This window comes from Sphingomonas sp. LaA6.9 (assembly GCF_022601895.1).
Classification (GTDB): Bacteria; Pseudomonadota; Alphaproteobacteria; order Sphingomonadales; family Sphingomonadaceae; genus Sphingobium_A.
On the sequence record NZ_JAKVIO010000028.1, the window covers coordinates 1 to 19,199 of the forward strand.

The window sequence follows — 19,199 nt, forward strand, 5'->3', positions numbered from 1 at the left end:
GACGAACGCGTCGCTCGGGCTCCGATCGGTGACGACGAATGCCTTCACCACAAGCCCGCGTGTCGCGTCGGGCGCGCCGATGACCGCGCACTCCTTGACGTCGGCGTGCTTGAGCATCGTGTTCTCGATCTCGACCGCGCTCATCGTCCAGCCGGCGGAGATGATGACGTCGTCGGCACGGCCGCAGTGGTAGAAATAGCCGTCCTCATCGATCTTCGCGAGGTCCTTGGTGGTCTCCCAGCGGTCGCGACGCCACAGCATCAGCTCGCCGATCACGCCCGGCGCGGACGGATTGCCCTCGGCATCCTGAACCTGAAGCTGCTGGCCCGGCACCGCCTTGCCCAGCGAACCCGGCTTCACCCGATGGTCGTCGGCGCCCGGATAGTTGACCAGCACCACGCCAATCTCGGTGGTGCCGTACATGCTGCATGCCGGGACGTGGAAGGTTTCGTCGATGAACTCGAGCGTGGCCGGGTCGATCGGCTCTCCCGTATAGGACAGCTTCTTCATCGAGAAGGCGAAATCCTGCGCCTTTCCGGAGTTCTTCATCATCCGGTAGTGCGTCGCCGCGGCCGACATGTTGGTGATCTTGTAGTCCTGCAGCGCCTTCATCAGCCGCACGGGATCGAAGCGACCGGCAAAGGTGCCCGTGGACACGCCAAGCCCCAGCGGCGCCAGTGTCCCGTGCCAAAGGCCATGCCCCCAGGCGGGCGAGGACGGACAGAAGAATTCGTCGCCGGGGCGGATGCCGGTGCCATAGAGCGCGGCGAACATCAGCGTCACCAGCGCGCGGTGCGTGTGCTTGACCGCCTCGGGCAGCTCGCGCGTCGTGCCCGACGTGTACTGGAACACCGCGAGGTCGTTCGCCCTGGTTTTCGGCTCGTAGCTCGCGGGATATTGCGCGATCTCGTCGAGCAACCCGTCATCTGCCACCACAACGCGCAGGCCGTCGATCGTTCGCGCCAGTTCGGCCTTTTCAGTGTTGGTGATGAGAATCGTCGGCTTGCAGTCGTCGACGCGCAGGCGGAGCGCATCGGGACCGAACAGCGTGAACAGCGGCACCGAGATCGCACCCGTCTGCATCGCGCCGAACAGACAGACATAGAAGGGCAGCGACGGCTCGAGCATGAACGCGATGCGTTCGCCCGGCTGAATGCCATTCGCGTCGAGCCAGTGTGCGAAGCGCGCCGCGCCGGCGGCGATCTCGTCGAAGCTGAGTATCTCGTCGCGACCATCAGCATGCGCAATGCGCACCGCCGCTCGGCCTGATCCATCCGCATGTCGCGTAATGCACTCGTGCGCGATGTTGAGGTGTTCCCTGTCGCCCTCGAACAGCTCCCACAGCGCCTGCGAATTGGCATGCGCCTGGGCGTCTGCATAGCGCGTATATTCGGTAAGCTTCGTCATCGATCCACCAGTTTCGTTCTACCTGTTGAACGCAGACTCGAGCGCTCGCCGGCAACAGACATGGCAATGTCACAACGACCTTGTTGTTGTAAATATAGAATGCTATTCAATATATCGAACACCATACCCATCGCCACAGGGATGCGAGCAACTCAATCATGACACAGCATCAACGCGCCGCGTCCGCCGATCGCGAGCTCGCCAGCGCCGTAAAGGGCAGCAAGGCCCCCGCCATTTCGCGCGCGGCCGCTGTGCTTCGGCTGCTCGGCAAGAGTGCCGCACCACTCGGCGTTCAGTCGATCGCGCGGGAATTGGGCCTTGTGCCAAGCACTTGCCTCTATGTGCTGAGAGCACTTGCCGACGAGGAACTCGTCTCGTTCGATCCCGATACCAAGCGCTATGCACTCGAAGCGGGCGTACTGACGCTCGCGCGGCAATGGCTCCGCCGCAACCAGTTCAACGACCTTGCGCAGCCCCTGCTCGACCGCCTCGCCCAGACGTTCGGCGCGACCATGCTCGGCGTGCAGACCATGGGGCTCGACCACATGATCGTGGTGGCGATCTCTCAATCGGGACAGAGTTTCCAGCTCAGCACGCAGATCGGCAGCCGCTTCCCCGCACTCATCAGCGCGACGGGGCGCTGCGTCGCGGCCTTTGGCGACTATTCGGACGCCGAACTGGAAGCGCGCTTCCGCACGCTCCGCTGGGACGAGCCCCCCACCTTCGAAGAATGGAAGGAGCAGGTGAGCCTCGCGCGCACCCAAGGTTTCGCTATCGATCAGGGCAATTACATCTCGGGCGTCACCGTCGTCTCGGCTCCGGTGTGGAAGGCCCGCGGCAAGCCCAGCCACGCGCTCGTCGCCACCGGCATCGGCAGCGCATTGAAGCGCAGCGGCCTGCCCGAATTGCAGGAAGGCCTCGTATCGGCGGCGCGGTCGCTGTCCAACCAGCTGTGCGGCGACGTCTCGGCGGACTGGACATAGCGCGAATTCCTATGGACTATGACGCCCGATTAGGAGGCCGCTATGAGTGACGCCAGCAGCTCAATGATCGCCGAAGCGCGGCGTGACTGGAAAACCGACCATCTCGGCATGTACCTGGAGTCGGGCGGTGCCGAAGGTCATATCGTCGATGTCAGCGATATTGGCGGGCACAGGTTCACGACCACGCTGCTGCTCAAATATGTCGGCCGCAAGAGCGGCAAGACGATGATCACCCCGCTCATCTACGGCGATATCGGCGGCGAGGTCGTGATCGTCGCCTCCAAGGGCGGCGCCGACCACCATCCCGCCTGGTATCTCAACGTTCGCGAGAGCAAGGAACTGGAATTCCAGATCGCGACCCAGGCCTTCCGCGCGACATGGCGCGAGCCCGGCAATGCCGAGCGCCAGAAGATCTGGGACTTCATGGAAGGCGTATTCCCGCCCTACAAAGGCTATCAGGCATCCACCGATCGCCAGATCCCGCTGGTAATCATGTCGCCGATCGAGCCCGCAGAGCGCTTCGGCAGTTGATCGGCGGGTTTGTCGTGGTGTCCGGACGTTAGATTTTGCAGGCTCGACCATTCAACTGCAGCGAAATACCGCGAACTGACACCGGTATCTCGTCACCGACGCGACACTTCAACTGCCCAAAACGGAATGGTCTCTTTCCCGATCAGGCCATTTGTAGTTTTCACTGTAACGATAACCTCATCTGTGTTCCATCGCGACACGCGCGGCGAGATGCTCACGACCTTAGCAGACGCCTCACGCATTGGCTGCTCAGAACAGCCCGCCAATGCACATACCGTCATTACCAAACCTATTCGGGTTGTCTCCATGGCCCGATACTATGCCTTCCGATTACATCCGCAATGCTGGCGCGTCCGTACTGTACGGATTTTGCATCCATTTTGACGGCGGCAATGTCAAAGATGTCGTCGGGAGTGGACGCTTCAGTTCCTCCCCGAGCTTGTCTCGGGGAGGGGGACCGCGCGTAGCGCGGTGGAGGGGCAGGAGACCTGCTCCGTGCCGCTACCAGCCCCTCCACCATGCTTCGCATGATCCCCTCCCCAAGCGAGCCTGGGGAGGAACTTATCTCCGCGATTTGTCGTCGAAAGCGGTCAATAAGCCGCTGTCCTACACGTCCCCGTTCTGTCACGGTTCGGTCGGCAATCGGCTATTTGAACCGTGCAGATGACAAGCGAGGCGTTGATCGAAAAATCCGATCAGCGCGGGCGCACTGATTGAGGGGATTTTTCCCGCAGGGCTGACCTTCCTGAACTTTGAAGGCCGGCGAAGGTCCGAAACCGGGTCGAGGCGGGAACCTCCGCTATCCTTCGAACGTCGGAATAACCTTCGGGATCTGGTTGTCGGGGCCCACCGGCGAGTCATGTTCCTCGACGATGCACACGGGATTGCTGTTCGATGCGAACAGCTTTCGTTCATCCTCAAGGCGGTGCTGCAGCATCGCCGGATCGGCGAGCCCCTTCATCGCGGTCTCGAAATCGGCGCGCGTGTTCCACCAGATTTCCATGATGCAGTCATAGCCCGGATGGATCACCTCGCCCGTGAGCGGATTGGGCTCGGGGGTGATGTAGCGCCGGACGTAACGCTGCGCATTGGGCAGCGCGGGCTTGGCACCGAGCTTCTTGGAGAGTTGCGAATGCTGGTTTTCATAATAGTCCATGAACTCCTGCATGGACATGTCGTCGCGCTTTTTCAGGAAGACGACCTGCTTGATCACCGCATTGCCTCCTCTTTGAACCTTTACCCGATCGGCATCATCCTCAGCCCACGCGCAGTGCGAGCACGCTGCCCTCCGCATCGCCCGAAACGTAAAGCGTGCCGTCCGCACCCGCGGTCACGTCGGAAAAGGGGATCATCGGCCCCGCCATGTCGCCGATCGGGCCGAGGAACTTTGGCTTCACGCCCTGGGGCGCGCCAACGGGCAGGTTCGATGCGACCACGCTTTGCGCGCCCGTCGCGGCATCGACGGTGATCAACGCCTTAGCGGAGGTATCGACGACGAACAGCTTGCCGCCGCGCACCGCCAGCCCTTCGGGCCGTCCCAGCCCGTCGACGACCGTCTCGGCCTTGCCGCCCGCGAGCTTCACGATCCGACCCGCGCCCGCTTCGGCGACATAGACCGCGCCGCCCGCGTCAATCGCGACGCCCATCGGCTTGTCCATGCCACTCGCCAGTTCGCTTACCTCACCGCCCTCCGCCGACAGCACACGCCCCGTGCCATATTCGGCGAAAACCACCGCACCACCCTGCGCGACCGCGACGCCCATCAACTGATCATGGCCATTGGCGAGGAACTCGCTTTCGCCCGCGGCGGGTCGATAGCGCGCGACGCCGCCGAGGCCCGTCGTCACGACCCATTCACCCGCAGTCGTGCCGGGCGCGACGCCGCGCATATAGCCGGGACAGCCGGGATAGAAGATCATCCCAGCCAGATCGAGGCTGCCGCCCGGCCGCAGCGTGTAACCGAAGGTTCCGTCGGCGACGAAGATCGCGCCATCCGCGCCCACCGCCAGCCCCAGCGGCCATTGCAGCGATCGTGGCACGATGGAGCGCACCTTGCCGGGACTGAGGATCTCGGTGATCTCGCCCGGAATGCTCGAGACGAAGATGCGATCACCGATGAAGGTGACGTTGTCGAGACCCGGCCCCAGATCAGCCAGCACCTCGCGCGTGCCGCTGACGAGATCGAGCCGCAGCACCTGACCGCTCGCCACCTGCGTGGTGACGATCCGCCCCTTGCTGTCGAACTTCACCGAATCCGGCACGCCCAGATCGCCCGCAACGACTTCGGGCGCGCCGCCGTCGAGGTCCACGCGCCAGATCTCGTTGGTGCCCATCACCGGGAAATAGAGCTTGCCGTCGGGCCCGACCTGAAAGGCGTTTGCCATCGGCACATTGTCGACGATGACGCGTGGCGCGCCGCCATCGAGGCTGATCTCCATGATCCGCGCGCCGACGCGGCATTCCCCCGCGATCAGCCGCCCTTGATGCCAGGTGATCGGATTGGCGACGGGCATGTCGCCCTGCACGACGCGCACGTTTCCGTCAGGCGTCCGCATGCAGACGCGGCCCTCGGTGATTTCGGTGAGGTACAGGTTGCCGGCCTCGTCGAAGACGAGATCGTCGGGCGCGACGATCTCGCCCCCCATCGCGCTGATCGTCTCGATCGCGCCGCTGTCGACGTCGATCGCGCTGACCTGACTGCCACCCACTTGCGCGACATAGACGCGCCCGTCGGCCCCGGTCGCGAGCCCGTTGGCGCCGTAAAGGCGGCTGGGCGGCGTCAGCCGTTCGACCGTCCATCCTTCGGCAGCGATTGCCGAACCCGATGCCGCGTAACGGCTTGCCTGCGACGCCATGCCTTATTCGGCCGCCTGTGCGGGCGCGTAGCCGAGCAGCGACTTGGTCTCCAGATACTCGAGGAAGCCATGCTCGCCCCATTCGCGGCCATTGCCGCTGCGCTTGTAGCCGCCGAAAGGCGCGTGGAAGTCGAAGCCGCCATTGATGCTGATCCAGCCCGTGCGCATGCGGCGCGCCACCGCGCGGCATTGTTCGAGATCGCTGCCGTTGACATAGCCCGCGAGACCGAACTCGGTGTCGTTCGCGATCTCGATGGCGTGGTCGACATCATCATAGCCGATGATGACAAGCACCGGCCCGAAGATCTCCTCGCGCGCGATGACCATATCATTGGTACCCGCGAAGACGGTCGGTTTGACGAACCAGCCCTTGTCCAGCCCATCGGGGCGACCAGTGCCGCCGGCGACCAACGTCGCGCCCTCGTCCAGACCCTTCTGGATATAGTCCTGGATGATGTTGAACTGGCTCTTGGAGACGACCGGGCCCATCGCGACATTGCCCCTGGGATCGCCCACGGTGACGCCCTCTGCCGCCGCCCTGGCGGCTTCAATGGCCTCATCCATGCGTGCAGCGGGCACCAGAAGCCGCGAACCGGCGCTGCAGGTCTGCCCCGAATTGCCCATCATGCCCGCCGTCGCGCCCGCGACATTCGCGGCGAGTGTATCGTCGTCGAGCACGATGAAGGGGCTCTTGCCGCCCAGTTCGAGGCCGACGCGCTTGATGGTGGTGGCCGCGTCCTTCTGGATCTGTACACCGACCGGCTCCGAACCCGTGAACGAGACCATGTCGACATCCTCATGCGTCGAGAGCGCGGTGCCGATGACGCTGCCGCTGCCCTGAACCATGTTGAACACGCCCGCGGGCACGCCGGCCGCGTGCAGGATTTCCGCCAGGATCTGCGCGGAGAAGGGCGCAAGCTGCGGCGGCTTCAGGATCATCGTGTTGCCCGTTGCGAGCGCCGGGAAGATCTTCACGCAGGTCTGGTTCATCGGCCAGTTCCACGGCGTGATGAGCGCGCAGACACCGATCGGTTCCTTCGCGATCACCGTTGCGCCGTGCTGCTCGTCGAACCTGAAGTCCCTCAGCACCTCGATCGCGGTCTGAAGGTGGCCCGCGCCAAGACCGACGTGAAAGCCATGCGCAAGCGACGAGGGTGCGCCCATTTCTTCCATGATCGCATCGCCAAGCTCGGCCTGGCGCTTCTGATATTCGGCCTGGATCGCTCCAAGGAGATCGAGGCGCTGCTCGCGCGTGGTCTGCGACCAGCTCGCAAAGGCCTTGCGCGCCGCGGCGACCGCCTTGTCGACGTCTGCGACCGATCCGAGCGCGATGCGTCCTGCGACTTCCTCGGTCGCGGGGTTGATGACATCCGCGGTCTTGAGCTCGACCGGATCGACCCATTCGCCATCGATATAGAACTTCAGATAGTCGCGCATATCATCTCCTGGCGATCAACGGGCTTGGCGCCTCTGTCTGGAATCGGCCGCGCCGCACTCTGACAGAGCGCGGCGCGGGTTGGTCTCTTACTGCGTACCTTCGGCGTACCAGGTACGGAATTTGTCGTATTTCGGCATTTCTTCCGAATTGGCCTTGGGGTCGATCGGCACATGGATGACCGCCGGGCCACCATGCGCGAATGCGCGGGCAATGGCCGGGCCGATCTCGTCCGCGGCCGTCACATACTGGCCATAGGCGCCCAGCCCTTCGGCGATCTTGTCGAAGCGCACCTTGTTGCTCCAGTGGGTGCCGGTCTCGGCGGTGCCAAGGCCGAAGGTGCGCTTGTACACACCCACTTCGAGACCCCACTGGAAATCGACCGCCACCACGCAGACGAGCGGCAGATTGCGGCGCACCGCGACCTCGAGCTCGCCGATATGGAACAGGAAGGACGAGTCCGACGTCACCAGCATCCCCGGTCGCGTTACGCCCGTCTCCGCGATATCGGCGAGCATCGCGCCTGTGGCATAGGGCAGGCCCGTGCCGATATGCCCGTAATTCTGGTTCCAGATCACGTCGTTCGGCTTGCACTGGTTATAGGTCCAGCCGAAGATCACCGATGCGCCGCCGTCGCGGATCATGATACCGTCCTTGGGGAAGGCCTTGGTCGCCTCGACGATGAAGCGCGAGGTATGGATCGGCACATCGCCGGTGCCGTCGCTCTTGGTCAACGTTTCCGCAGCGAGACTGTCGAGTTCGGCCTGGCCGTCCTTCATGAACTTGGCGAGATCCGGACCGGCCGCACGGCCCTTGCCCAGCGCGCGGCTGAGCTGCGGCACGACGGCGCGGACGTCGCCGACCAGCGGCACGTCGATCGGACGGTTGACGCCGATCGCGGTGGGATCCTGCTGCACATAGATCCATTTGCGATTGGCTTCACCGGCATGCCAATGACGCCAGCGGCCGAAATGCACGGGTTCGCCGAGTTCGGTGGCCAGCGCGACGACGAGATCCGATGCTTCCACCGCTTCGATCGAGGCGTCGGAGAAGACGTACTGGAAAGTGCGGTCCTCGATGCCCTTGATGTAGCTGGTGCCGCCCGAGGTCTGGATGACCGGACAGTTCATCAACTCCGCCAGTTCCTTCACCGCCGCGCCCGACTTGGTGGTGTGCACCGCGTGACCGACCAGCAGGATCGGGTTCTTGGCTTCGAGGATCAGCTTCGCCGCCTCGGCGATGCGGTCGCCATCAGCGCCCTGGTTGGTCAGGCGATAGCGGTGCGGCGGAAGCACTTCCGGCACGTCGAGCTCTTCGAGGATGATGTGGCTGGGATATTCGACGTAGGTCGGCCCCGGCGTGCCCGACATCGCGACGCGGATCGCCTCGCGGATCACCTCGTCGGTCTGGTCGGCATATTCGATCGCGCCCGAATATTTGACCGAATCCTCGATCATCGGCTCCTGGCGGACGAACTGGATGCGGCCGCGGCGGACGCGGCGCTCGGTTACACGCGCGCGCTGGCCGCCGAGGAAGATGACCGGCGAATTCTCGACCTTGCAGCACTGGATCGCGGGCATCATGTTCGCGAGGCCCGGCCCGAGCGTGCCGAAGCACAGGGCGGGCTTGCCGGTGATGCGCGACGCGGCTTCGGCCATGAAACCGGCCGCCGCCTCATGGTGCGGCGAGACCACGGTCCAGCCGCGCGCTTCGGCTTCAAGGCAGAGATGGACGAAGTTCGGATCGGGAATGCCGAACAAAGTCTTGATTCCCTCGGCCTCGAACAGGTCGAGGATGCGCTTGTAGACGGGCGTGCCGCCGGCCTTCAGCTTGAGGTCTGATGTTGCCGTTGCAGGCTTGGGATCGTCGTAGCTCATCTTCTACCTCTAATATTGCGTCCCCGCACGCGGGGCTCTCGATGCGAAAGTGGAAGGCCCGATCAATCCTGATCGGGCAGCAATTGTGGCGCACCCCGGCCCATGAAGGCCGCGAGATTGCGGTGCAGGTTGATGACCTTCTGCTCCTGATGCGGATTGGGCAAAGGCCCGCGGAATCCGCTCGATTTCATGCCCTTCTGCACGAACTCCATGTTGGAGAAATCCTGCTCGAGGATAGAACCCCAGTTCGCCGCGGTCGGGTCGGCATAGACCCACTCCGTCTCCGGCTCTTCGCCCTCGGGGAAGCGTTCGAGCGCATAGCTCTCGAACACGCATTTATTGGGGTCGTCGCCGTACGGCCGCACACGGTAGCAAAGCGCGAAGGTCACGCCATGCAGGATATTCTGGTTGGGCCACAGCCCCCAGGCGAGCCCTGCCTCAGCCATGATCTCGGGCGGAATTTCAGGCCAGATCACGCCACGCGCCGCATCGTCCTTCTTCGCCGAGGCGAGCCAGTGCGCGATGCATTCCTGCGCGGTCGCGGTCTCGGGGAGTTCGTCCTTCAGCCGGCTCGCCGCATTTACCAGCGTCTCGGTGGAGGCCGAGTAGTTGATCGTCTCATAATTCTCGCGGATCAACTCATAGGTCGAGACGCGCGGATCCTCGCCCTTGCCCGCGCGCGTCGTGCCCGCGCTCTCGCTCATCTGGAACTTGGCGTCACGTGTGTCGTAGCTGCTGACCGAGTGCAGGCCATATTGCTTCGAAAGCGCGTAATAATTGCCATAGGCGAGCAACTGGGTGTGCGTGCCCGCGACATGATAGGGCTCGAGAAACGCCTCGATCGCAGTCTTCCAGTTGCACGGATAGATCGCCCATTGGCGCCATTTGTAGCGCATCTTGTCGAGCTGGAAGTGATCGAGGATCTCGCCGGCGCGGCCCATCCATTCCTTCAGGGACACGCAATCCGGGTCCATGTTGATGTAGATGTAGCCGCCCCAGGTATCGACATTCACCTCGGACAGACAGGTCATCTCGGGCGTCAGGCCGCCATGCCAGTCCTGCTGGTCGAGGATGTAGACGTTGTTGCCGTCCTGATCGAAGGTCCAGCCGTGAAAGCCGCAGACGAATTTCTTGCGGTTGTTGCCGCGCACGTCATGGACCTTGCCCGGCAGCATGTCGGGCGTACTGACCAGCTGCCGGCCGCGATGCGGGCAGACATTGTGAAACGCCTTGAGCGTCCCGTCGTCCTTGCGCAGCACGATGATTGACTCGTCGGCGACGTTGTACGTCATCCAGTCACCGGGATCGGGCAGATCGCTCTCGCGCTCGACCATCTGCCAGATCTTCGGCCAGAGCAGCTTCTTCTCGGCCAGCGCATAGTCGCGCGAAAGGAAAGCCTCGGTCGGATAGGTGACCAGCTTCTCCGCATCCATGTCTTCGGCGGTGATGCCCGTGGCAGTCAGCTCCGGCTTTTTCATGGAATCCTCCTCCAACGCGATTCCGAGCGGACAATGGCATGCATCGGCACGCTCCGACTTCCCACCTGGACAGATTTTTGATCCTCGTAGCGCAAGTAAACACCCTGCCAAAACGAAAGACACCCCCCCTGGGCCCGGTATCCCCCGGGCGATCAGGATCTGAGCTCGAGCCCTTCCAGATCGCCGCTGGCGCGCCAGTCCTCGAGCAGTTTCTGGAACGCGCCCCAGCCGGGCCCATAGCTTCGGAACAGCGCCCAGGGCGCCTTCACCTGGCCTTCGTTGGTGAAATAGCTCGGCGTGCATTCGCGCTGGAACTGGGACATGTCGATCTCCACTTCATGGAAATGCCGGACATAGGCGTCCTGCGCCTCCTTGGTCGGCTCGACGGCCTTCAGCCCGCGCTTCAGCGCCTCGCTGATGATATGCGCGCTGTGATAGCCTTGGCGCCCGAACTGCTCGGTCACGCTGGCGTTCAGTCCGCCCTGTATATAGCCGATGAAGAACTGGTTGGGGAAACCGTGCGTCATCGTGCCGTGCAGTGTCTCGGGGCCGTTGGCCCAATGATCGTAGATCGACTCGCCGCCCCTGCCCTCGACGACGTCGATGCCCCAGCGACGCTTGAGTTCGCTGGTCACTTCGAAGCCGCTGGCGCAGATCAGGCAGTCGATCTCGTACTCGACGCCATTCGCGACGAAGCCCTTGTCGGTTAACCGCTCGAGGCCCTTGGTCTCCGAAACGTCGATCAGCTTCACATTGGGCTGGTTGAAGACGCCGTAAAACTCGTTGCTCGATAGCGGTCGCTTGCACAGGAAGCGGTACCAGGGCTTCAGCGATTCCGCAGTTTCCTTGTCCTCGACCATGTTCTCGACGCGCGCGCGCAGGCGCTCCATCACGCGGTAGTCGACGACTTCGCGCCGCGCCATGAACTCCTCGGGCGCAAGCTGGGGCCACCCCTCAGCCGCCAGTTCCGCGGCAAGGTTGCGCGTGATCTCGGTCCAGATGTCGCAAATCTGGTCTTCCTCGCCCGGCGCGAAGAATTCCATCGCGGCGCGGTGGAAATTGGCCTTGCGCTCGTCCTGCCAGCCCGGCTCGAGCGACTTCGCCCAATCGGGATCGGTTGGCGGATTGGGCCGCTCGTCCACGGTCGAGGGCGTGCGCTGGATGACGTAAAGCTGCTTGGCATATCGCGCGAGATACGGAACCGCCTGGATCGCGGTCGCGCCCGTCCCGATGATCGCAACGCGCTTGTCGGCCAGCTTGTCGAGCACCGGGTTCTGATAGGTGCCACCCGTATATTCATAGTCCCAGCGCGCCGAATGGAACAGCTTCCCCTTGAACTGCTCGATGCCCGGAATGCCCGGCAGCTTGGGCATGTTGAGCACGCCACAGCCCATGATGATGAAGCGCGCGCGGAACTCGTCACCGCGGCTCGTCCCGACGCGCCAGCGGCCAATTTCCTCGTCCCAGCGCAACGAGGTGATCAGCGTGTGGAACACCGCCTTGTCGGCAAAGTCGAACTTGCGCGCGATGAGCTTGCAATATTCATAGATTTCCGCGCCATCGGCGAACTTCTTGGACGGCATGAAACCCGTCTCTTCGAGCAGCGGCAGATAGCAATAGGCGTCATTGTCGCACTGGATGCCCGGATAACGGTTCCAGTACCACACGCCGCCAAAGTCGCCCGCATGATCGATATTGCGGAAGTTGGTCACCCCCGCTTTGGTCAGGTGATAGGAAGCAAGAATCCCCGCGAAGCCCGCGCCCAGCACGACAACGTCGAGATCTTCCGAAATCGGGTCGCGCGCGACCACGGGCATATACGGGTCGACGTCGTAGCTGTGCGTCACGTCGGCGGTCGACGGCACATACTGATCCTGCCGGTCGGACCGAAGTCGCTTGTCGCGCTCCTGCCGATATTTTTCCCGCAGAGACGGAATATCGAACTCGTCGGGCGCGGGGGTCCGCGTCGGCTTGCAGGTCATGTCCACTCCAGCAATCTCCTTATTTGCCCCTTTCATAATCAACAACCCTGTTCATTTACAACTCCCGAAGAGGCCGGAGGCGACCCCGACAGCGGGCGCGCGCGGACCTCCGATCCATGTCTTTTCCACGCAAATTCAATAACAAGCTTGCCGTTCAACCAGACGATCGTGGTTCCGCAAGGCGTGCTGTATTCGCTGGAGCGATGAATCCCCCGGCGATTTGGACAAGATCAGCCGCATGCGCTTGAACGGTTGCTTTCCCGGCTGGCAGAGCATGCCGAAGTCACAGAATCGAGGATGCCGATGACGCAGCAACTGATCAATTTCGACGGACGGACGGTCATCGTCACCGGCGCCGGCGGCGGCGGCATCGGCACGGCGGTCACGCGCATGCTGGCGCAGTCGGGCGCGACCGTGATCGCCGCGGGCCGGTCGCAGGAAAAGCTCGATGCCAATATCGCGCCTTTGGTCGCGCAGGGCCTCTCGATCGTCCCGGTCCAGGCCGACGTATCGACCGACGACGGTGTCACCGCCGTGATGGAGGCAGCGCTTGCCGCGAAGGGAACGCTTTACGGCCTTGCCAATGTCGCGGGCGGTGCAGCACCCGAAACCTGGATGCGCGCCGAACGCGTGACACGCGCCGACTGGCGTGCGCTGTTCGCGCAGAATCTGGAGACAATGTTCTTCATGAGCCAGGCCGTCGCGCGCGAACTCCGCTCGCGCGGGCTGCCCGGTTCGATCGTCGGCGTCTCCTCGATCAGCGGCATGAACACCGCGCCCTATCATATCGCCTATGGCACCGCGAAGGCCGCGATCGTGGCCGCGACCCGTACGCTCGCGGCTGAACTGGCGCTCGACAATATCCGGGTAAACACGGTGGCGCCGGGCACGACGATCACGCCGGGATCTGGTGCCTATATCGACGAGGACGAGGCGCGTGACCGCGCCGCGGTCGCGATGGGACGGCGCGCACAGCCCGAGGAACAGGCCGGCGCCATCGCCTTTCTGCTATCCGACCTTTCCAGCTACATCACCGGGCAGACCATCCTCGTGGACGGTGGCCTCAATCTCAAATGGACGCATCTCGGGGCGGACAACACCTCGCTTTTTCTCAAGAACGAGGATTTCCGGGCGGCCATCCAGCGCTAACCCGTAAACGACGTGGCGCGTCAGGGCTCCAGAACCAGCGTGGTGCCCTCGACGCGCCAGCTTTTGAGCGTCGACAGAAAATTCATGCCAAGCAGGTTCATTTCACCGAGCTCCGGCGACACCGTCGCGCCGATGTCCTTCCGGACGATCGATCCGATCTCAAGCACGCCGATACGCCCACGGCGCGCCTCGACCGTCCCGTTCGCGGTTTCGACAACGACCGGGAAGCCGCCGTCGTCGATATCGACCCCCGCGGATTCAGCCGTGGCGCGCGACAGGGCGGTAATCGTCGCGCCGCTGTCGATCAGAAAGCGTACCGGTCGTCCGTTGATCGCGCCATTGGCCCAGAAATGTCCGTCCTGGGCCATGGCAATCTTGAGCGGAGCCCCCAGCGCCTCGGCATGCTGACCAAGCGCTGAAAGCCTTATCTCGCTCCATGCCACGCCGAGCTGGTGGCGGAATGCGAACAGCACGAAGAGTGCGGCGAAGATCGCGACCCAGCCCAGCACCATCTTTAGCGTGCTCTTCAGCGGCAGCCGCCGCGCCAGCAGTGAGCTCCCGACCAGAACCAGCGCACCGATGCCCCAGATAAGATTCATGTTCTGATCGTCGGTCATCCTGTCTCCAGTTCCAGCCCGTCCCACCCGGCCATCACGCCCTCGGGCAATGCCCCGCACAATGTCGCATAATCCATCGACTGATCCATATGGGTCAGCACCGCGCGGTCGGGGGCCAGTGCCGCGATCCATTCGAGCGTCTGTGCCAGATGCGGATGCGTTGGGTGTGGCTTATGGCGCAGCGCGTCGACCACCCAAAGGTCAACGCCCTCAAACAGTTTTGCCATATCATCTGTCAGGACATTGAAATCTGTGGAATATCCTATTGAGCCATTCGGCCCGTCAAAGCGCAGCCCCGCCGAGGTGACGCTGCCATGTGGCTGGTCGGTGACGCGGACGCGAATATCGCCCAGCCGCCAGTCGCTTTGGAGCCCATGCCCCGTCACGGTGGGCGGATAACCGTCCTTGCCGTCAAAGGCATAGGCGAAGCGCGTGCGCAGCGATGCCAGCGTGTCGGACCGCGCATAGCCGTTCACCGGGCGTCCACGGGCGTGGAAGAGCTGCCTCAGATCGTCGATGCCGTGGCAATGATCGGCATGGTCGTGCGTCCAGATCACCGCGTCGACATCTGCCACCCGCGCATCCAGCAGCTGCTCGCGCAGATCGGGCGAGGTATCGACAAGGATCCGCGTCGTCGCACTTTCGACGAGGATCGACGCGCGGCGCCGGCGGTTCTTCGGATTGGCCGGATCACAGTCGCCCCAGTCATTCCCGATCCGCGGCACGCCCGAGGATGTGCCGCAGCCCAGTATGCGAAGCTTCACGCAGTCGCCTTGGAAAAGAGTGCGTGGAAATTGCGCGTGGTCTGTTCGGCAAGCGCCTCGACGCTCTCGCCGCGCAGCCCAGCGAGGAAGCGCGCGGTATCGGCGACATAACCTGGCTCACATGGCTTGCCACGATGCGGCACCGGCGCAAGGAAGGGCGAGTCGGTCTCGATCAGCAGGCGATCAGCGGGAAGACGCGCCGCCGTTGCCTGCAGATCCTTCGCATTCCTGAAGGTCACGATACCCGATATCGAGATATAAAGGCCGAGTTCCAATGCGATGTCAGCGAATTCTCCGCTCGCTGTGAAACAGTGGATGACGCCCGGATAGGCTCCCTTGCCCATCTCGTCGCGCAGGATCGCGGCGGTATCGGCTTCGGCATCGCGCGTATGAACGATGAGCGGCAATCCGGTCTCGCGCGACGCGGCAATATGCGCACGAAAGCTCTTCTGCTGCTGCGCGCGGTCCGAATGGTCGTAATAATAATCGAGTCCGGTCTCGCCGATCCCGATCACCTTCGGATGCGCCGCGCGCGCGACGAGCTTGCTGGTGTCGATATCGGGATGCGTGTCGGCCTCATGCGGATGGATGCCTACCGTCGCCCAGACATCGTCCTCGCGCTCGGCGGTCGCGATGATGTCGTCCCATTCGCGCTCGCGCGTCGAGATGTTGAGCATCATGCCCACGCCCGCCGCGCGCGCGCGGTCTAGTACCGCCGCTTGGTCCTCGACCAGCCCCTTATAGTTCAGATGACAGTGGCTATCGACGAACATCGTTCATTCCCCGGCGGGCAGTTCAAGCCTCGGGAAGATGGGGCTCGGCGGCGCCAAAGTGAAGCCCGAGGCGGCGAGTGCTCGATACCATGCGCGCTCGCGGATCACCGCATAGGTGCGCGCATCGTCGGGCACGCCCATCTGGTCGAGCAGCTTTGCGGTCGCGGCCGGGATGATCGGCTGGATCGCGATGGCGACGTTGCCGATCGCTTCGTAAAGCACCGCCAGCACGGCGACCATGCGCGCGGGATCGGTCTTGCGCAGCGTCCACGGCGCCTGCGCGTCGATATACTGGTTGCAGGCGAACACCGCGCGCATCCAGCTTTCGATCGCCGCCGAGATCTCGAGCTGCCCCATATGGCGCTCGAACTCGGCGCATGCCCGGTGGACCAAATGGTAGAGATCGAGATCGTCTTGGGTCGGCTCGAAACCGTCGGCTGCGAGCTTTCCTTCGCAATTCTTCGCGATGAAGCTCAGCGTACGTTGCGCGAGATTGCCGAAACTGTTGGCGAGATCGGCATTGCAGCGCGTAACGATCGCTTCCTCGCTATAGCTGCCGTCATTTCCGAAAGTGACCTCGCTCAGCAGGAAATAACGAAGCTGGTCGACGCCGAAACGGTCGGCATATTCGGTCGGATCGACGACATTGCCGAGTGATTTCGACATCTTCTCGCCGCGGTTGAGCAGGAATCCGTGGCCGAAGACCTGCTTTGGCAGCGCGATGTTCGCCGACATCAGGAAGGCCGGCCAATAGACCGCGTGAAAGCGGACAATGTCCTTGCCGATGATATGATAGTCGGCGGGCCAGTATTTGCGGAACTCGGCCGTATCCCCCGGATAGCCGACGCCGGTCAGGTAGTTGGTCAGCGCGTCGAGCCAGACATACATGACATGGCCTTCGCTGTCGGGCACCTTCACGCCCCAGTCGAAGCTGGTGCGCGAAACCGACAGGTCCGACAATCCGCCCTCGACGAAGCGCAGCACCTCGTTGCGGCGGCTTTCGGGGCGGATGAAATCGGGGTTCGCCGCATAATGCTTCAGCAGCGGCTCCTGATATTTCGACAGACGAAAGAACCAGCTCTCCTCGGCGGTCCAGGTGACGGGCGTGCCCTGCGGCGAGAGCTTTTCACCGCCATCCCCCTCGACGAGTTCCTTCTCGTCGTAAAAGGCCTCGTCACGGACCGAGTACCAGCCTTCATAGCGGTCGAGATAAAGGTCGCCATTGGCCTCGAGCGCCTTCCAGATGGCCTGGCTTGCCGCATGATGATCGGGCTCGCTCGTCTGGATGAAGCGATCGTAGGAAATGTTGAGAACATCATCCATTTCCTTGAAATAGGATGACATTTCATTGGCCAGCGCGCCCGGCGTAACATCGCGGTCGCGCGCGGTCTGCGCCATCTTCAGACCGTGGACGTCGGTGCCCGTCATGAAGAAAACGTCGCGTCCCATCATCCGCTGGAAGCGCGCGATCGCGTCGGTCGCGATCGCTTCATAGGCGTGGCCGATATGCGGGCGGCCATTGGGGTAGGAAATGGCCGTGGTGATGTAGAAAGGCTGCTGCGTCATGGCGCTCAGCCTTTAACGTCAGAACGCCTCGGGGCAAGTCCGGCGATCAGCGTGCCGATCTGGAAAACCACGCTCTGCACGTCAAGCGAGGTGCCGACCGCGCTCGACGTCAGCGCGCGGCATTGTTCCCATAGCGCGATGGCGTCGGCGAGCGCCTGCCCCTGCCGCCGTTCGGCCGCACGCGCGATAAAGGCGGGTGCGCGCTGGAGAAACGCCTCATAGCGCATCTGCGCCGCCTTGAGAGAAAGGCTTTTGGCCAGTGCGACCCGCGTGGCATTGCCGGGATCGCCACTTGCCGCCAGATAGTCCATCGCCTCGTCGAGCCCTGCAATGTCGAGCCCGGCAAAGCCCAGCGCGCGGCCGGGCGATCCCTCGCCCGCGCGCACCAGTGCCGCAATCTCCGCCTCATCGGATTCGGGGAGCTCGTTTCGCAACACCCGCGCCATTGCGTCGCTGCCGAGCGCTGAAAAACGCAACAGCCGGCAGCGCGACCGGATGGTGGGAAGCAATCGGCCCGGGGCGTGGCTGACCAGCAGGAACACGGTCTCCGCCGGTGGCTCTTCCAGATTCTTGAGCAGCGCATTGGCCGCCGCCCGTTCGAGATCGTCGATCGCGTCGATCACCACGACGCGGCGCGAAGACATCGATGGCGTCGTCGCAAACATGCCCTGCAGCGTGCGCACCTGCGCGATCGGAATGTTGCGCGCCAACTCGCCCGTGCCGTCCTTGGCCAGACGCTCGAGCCGCTTGAAATCGGGATGGCTTCCCGCCGTCACCAGCCTGGCGGTGGGATGCTCGGCGCTCACGTACAGCCCCTCGCCGCCCGGCGGTGGCCCCGCTGCTTCGGCCAGCAGGCGCAGCGCGGCCATGTCGGCGAAGCGGGCCTTGCCGATCCCCTGCGGCCCGGTCAGCAGCCAGGCGTGGTGCAGCTTGCCGCTCGCCATCGCCTCGCAAAATGCAGCGATCTGCGTGTCATGTCCGACAAGTGACGTCATGCCGCCAATGCCTCCAGCCGCGCCATCACCTGCGCGACCGCGTCGGCCCGCACGGCATCGGGTGCGCGCGCCGCGTCGATGACCAGAGTCCGCGCGGCATCGTGTCGCGCCTGATCGAGAAAGCCCGCGCGAACACGATCGTGAAAGCCGATATCGAGATCCTCGAAACGCCCCTCATCGAGCCCGGTCTCTCCGAGCCGCGCGCGACTGCGCGCGAGCCCGACGCGTGGATCCACGTCGAGCAGAACGGTGATGTCGGGCCAGAGATCCTCGACCAGATCGCGGTGAAGCCCGCGGATCAGTTGCTCCGAGATGCCGCGCCCCGCGCCTTGATAGGCCAGTGTCGATCCGACGAATCGGTCGCACAATATCGTGCGCCCTGCGCGCAATGCGGGCCGGATGACGCGCTTTACATGCTGGATGCGCGCAGCCGTCATCAGGAGCAGTTCGGCGCCCTGATCCCAGACGGCCCCGTCGGCCGAGAGCAGCAGTTCGCGGAGCTTGAGCCCTTCGTCGGTCCCGCCGGGCTCGCGCGTGACAAGCAGATCATGGCCCAGAGCGCCAAGCCGTGCCGACAAGGCCTCGATCACCCCGCCTTTGCCCGATCCGTCGCCCCCTTCGACGACGATGAAGCGCCCACGGTCTTGCGCGCCGTCAACCATGGGTCGGGATTCTCGTGAAATGCCGCATCGCGCCTACTATCCGGTTTTTGCCCTGGACAACAAGGCGGCACTGATCGTCCTTGAGAAAGGAGCGATTTGCAGGGTTTGTGGGTCCCGGAACCCGT

General features: G+C 63.5%; 16 protein-coding genes. 3 read left to right on the top strand and 13 right to left on the bottom strand.

Features of this window, described 5'->3' with window-relative positions:
* Positions 1–1,407 (bottom strand): acyl-CoA synthetase (locus MKI88_RS14040; RefSeq protein WP_241632018.1); only part of this gene is annotated, 1,407 nt, incomplete at its 3' end.
* Between the two features lie 158 nt (positions 1,408–1,565).
* On the opposite strand from MKI88_RS14040, the gene MKI88_RS14045 reads away from it, so the two are divergent.
* Both MKI88_RS14045 and MKI88_RS14050 read left to right on the top strand, forming a co-directional pair.
* Positions 1,566–2,390, top strand: a complete 825-nt coding sequence (locus tag MKI88_RS14045; protein WP_241632019.1) for an IclR family transcriptional regulator — start codon at positions 1,566–1,568, stop codon at positions 2,388–2,390.
* Between the two features lie 42 nt (positions 2,391–2,432).
* Positions 2,433–2,921, top strand: a complete 489-nt coding sequence (locus tag MKI88_RS14050; protein WP_241632020.1) for a nitroreductase/quinone reductase family protein — start codon at positions 2,433–2,435, stop codon at positions 2,919–2,921.
* Positions 2,922–3,720: 799 nt separating this feature from the next.
* Here MKI88_RS14050 and MKI88_RS14055 read toward each other — a convergent pair.
* The 6 genes from MKI88_RS14055 to MKI88_RS14080 form a co-directional block, all read right to left on the bottom strand.
* Complete coding sequence (locus MKI88_RS14055; protein ID WP_241632021.1) at positions 3,721–4,134, bottom strand: EthD domain-containing protein; 414 nt, start codon at positions 4,132–4,134, stop codon at positions 3,721–3,723.
* 43 nt (positions 4,135–4,177) lie between these two features.
* Positions 4,178–5,776: an SMP-30/gluconolactonase/LRE family protein gene (locus MKI88_RS14060; protein ID WP_241632022.1), complete on the bottom strand. Its 1,599-nt coding sequence runs from the start codon at positions 5,774–5,776 to the stop codon at positions 4,178–4,180.
* A 3-nt stretch (positions 5,777–5,779) separates the two neighbouring features.
* Complete coding sequence (locus MKI88_RS14065) at positions 5,780–7,213, bottom strand: aldehyde dehydrogenase family protein (RefSeq protein ID WP_241632023.1); 1,434 nt, start codon at positions 7,211–7,213, stop codon at positions 5,780–5,782.
* Positions 7,214–7,300: 87 nt separating this feature from the next.
* On the bottom strand, positions 7,301–9,088 hold the full coding sequence (locus MKI88_RS14070; RefSeq protein ID WP_241632024.1) for a thiamine pyrophosphate-binding protein: 1,788 nt from the start codon (positions 9,086–9,088) through the stop codon (positions 7,301–7,303).
* A gap of 62 nt (positions 9,089–9,150) precedes the next feature.
* On the bottom strand, positions 9,151–10,566 hold the full coding sequence (locus MKI88_RS14075) for an SRPBCC family protein (protein ID WP_241632025.1): 1,416 nt from the start codon (positions 10,564–10,566) through the stop codon (positions 9,151–9,153).
* 152 nt (positions 10,567–10,718) lie between these two features.
* Positions 10,719–12,548 (bottom strand): NAD(P)/FAD-dependent oxidoreductase, encoded by a 1,830-nt coding sequence (locus MKI88_RS14080; RefSeq protein WP_241632026.1) that lies wholly within the window; start codon positions 12,546–12,548, stop codon positions 10,719–10,721.
* 303 nt (positions 12,549–12,851) lie between these two features.
* Between MKI88_RS14080 and MKI88_RS14085 the strand changes: the two genes are divergently transcribed.
* Positions 12,852–13,697, top strand: coding sequence for an SDR family NAD(P)-dependent oxidoreductase (locus MKI88_RS14085; protein WP_241632027.1), 846 nt, complete (start codon positions 12,852–12,854; stop codon positions 13,695–13,697).
* A 20-nt stretch (positions 13,698–13,717) separates the two neighbouring features.
* Here the strand turns inward: MKI88_RS14085 and MKI88_RS14090 are convergent, their stop codons facing one another.
* From MKI88_RS14090 to tmk, 6 genes are read right to left on the bottom strand one after another with little or no spacing between them, the layout of a single operon-like run.
* Positions 13,718–14,314, bottom strand: a complete 597-nt coding sequence (locus MKI88_RS14090; protein WP_241632028.1) for a TIGR02281 family clan AA aspartic protease — start codon at positions 14,312–14,314, stop codon at positions 13,718–13,720.
* A complete protein-coding gene (locus tag MKI88_RS14095) occupies positions 14,311–15,078 on the bottom strand; it encodes an MBL fold metallo-hydrolase (RefSeq protein WP_241632029.1) in 768 nt (255 codons plus the stop codon). The genes MKI88_RS14090 and MKI88_RS14095 overlap by 4 nt, the downstream gene beginning before the upstream one ends.
* Complete coding sequence (locus tag MKI88_RS14100; protein WP_241632030.1) at positions 15,075–15,851, bottom strand: TatD family hydrolase; 777 nt, start codon at positions 15,849–15,851, stop codon at positions 15,075–15,077. Before MKI88_RS14100 ends, MKI88_RS14095 begins: the two co-directional genes overlap by 4 nt.
* A 3-nt stretch (positions 15,852–15,854) precedes the next feature.
* On the bottom strand, positions 15,855–17,417 hold the full coding sequence (metG, locus tag MKI88_RS14105) for a methionine--tRNA ligase (RefSeq protein WP_241632031.1): 1,563 nt from the start codon (positions 17,415–17,417) through the stop codon (positions 15,855–15,857).
* Positions 17,418–17,422: 5 nt separating this feature from the next.
* Positions 17,423–18,412, bottom strand: coding sequence for a DNA polymerase III subunit delta' (locus MKI88_RS14110; RefSeq protein WP_241632032.1), 990 nt, complete (start codon positions 18,410–18,412; stop codon positions 17,423–17,425).
* Positions 18,409–19,074, bottom strand: coding sequence for a dTMP kinase (gene tmk, locus MKI88_RS14115; protein ID WP_241632033.1), 666 nt, complete (start codon positions 19,072–19,074; stop codon positions 18,409–18,411). The genes MKI88_RS14110 and tmk overlap by 4 nt, the downstream gene beginning before the upstream one ends.
* Between the last annotated feature and the right edge of the window lie 125 nt (positions 19,075–19,199).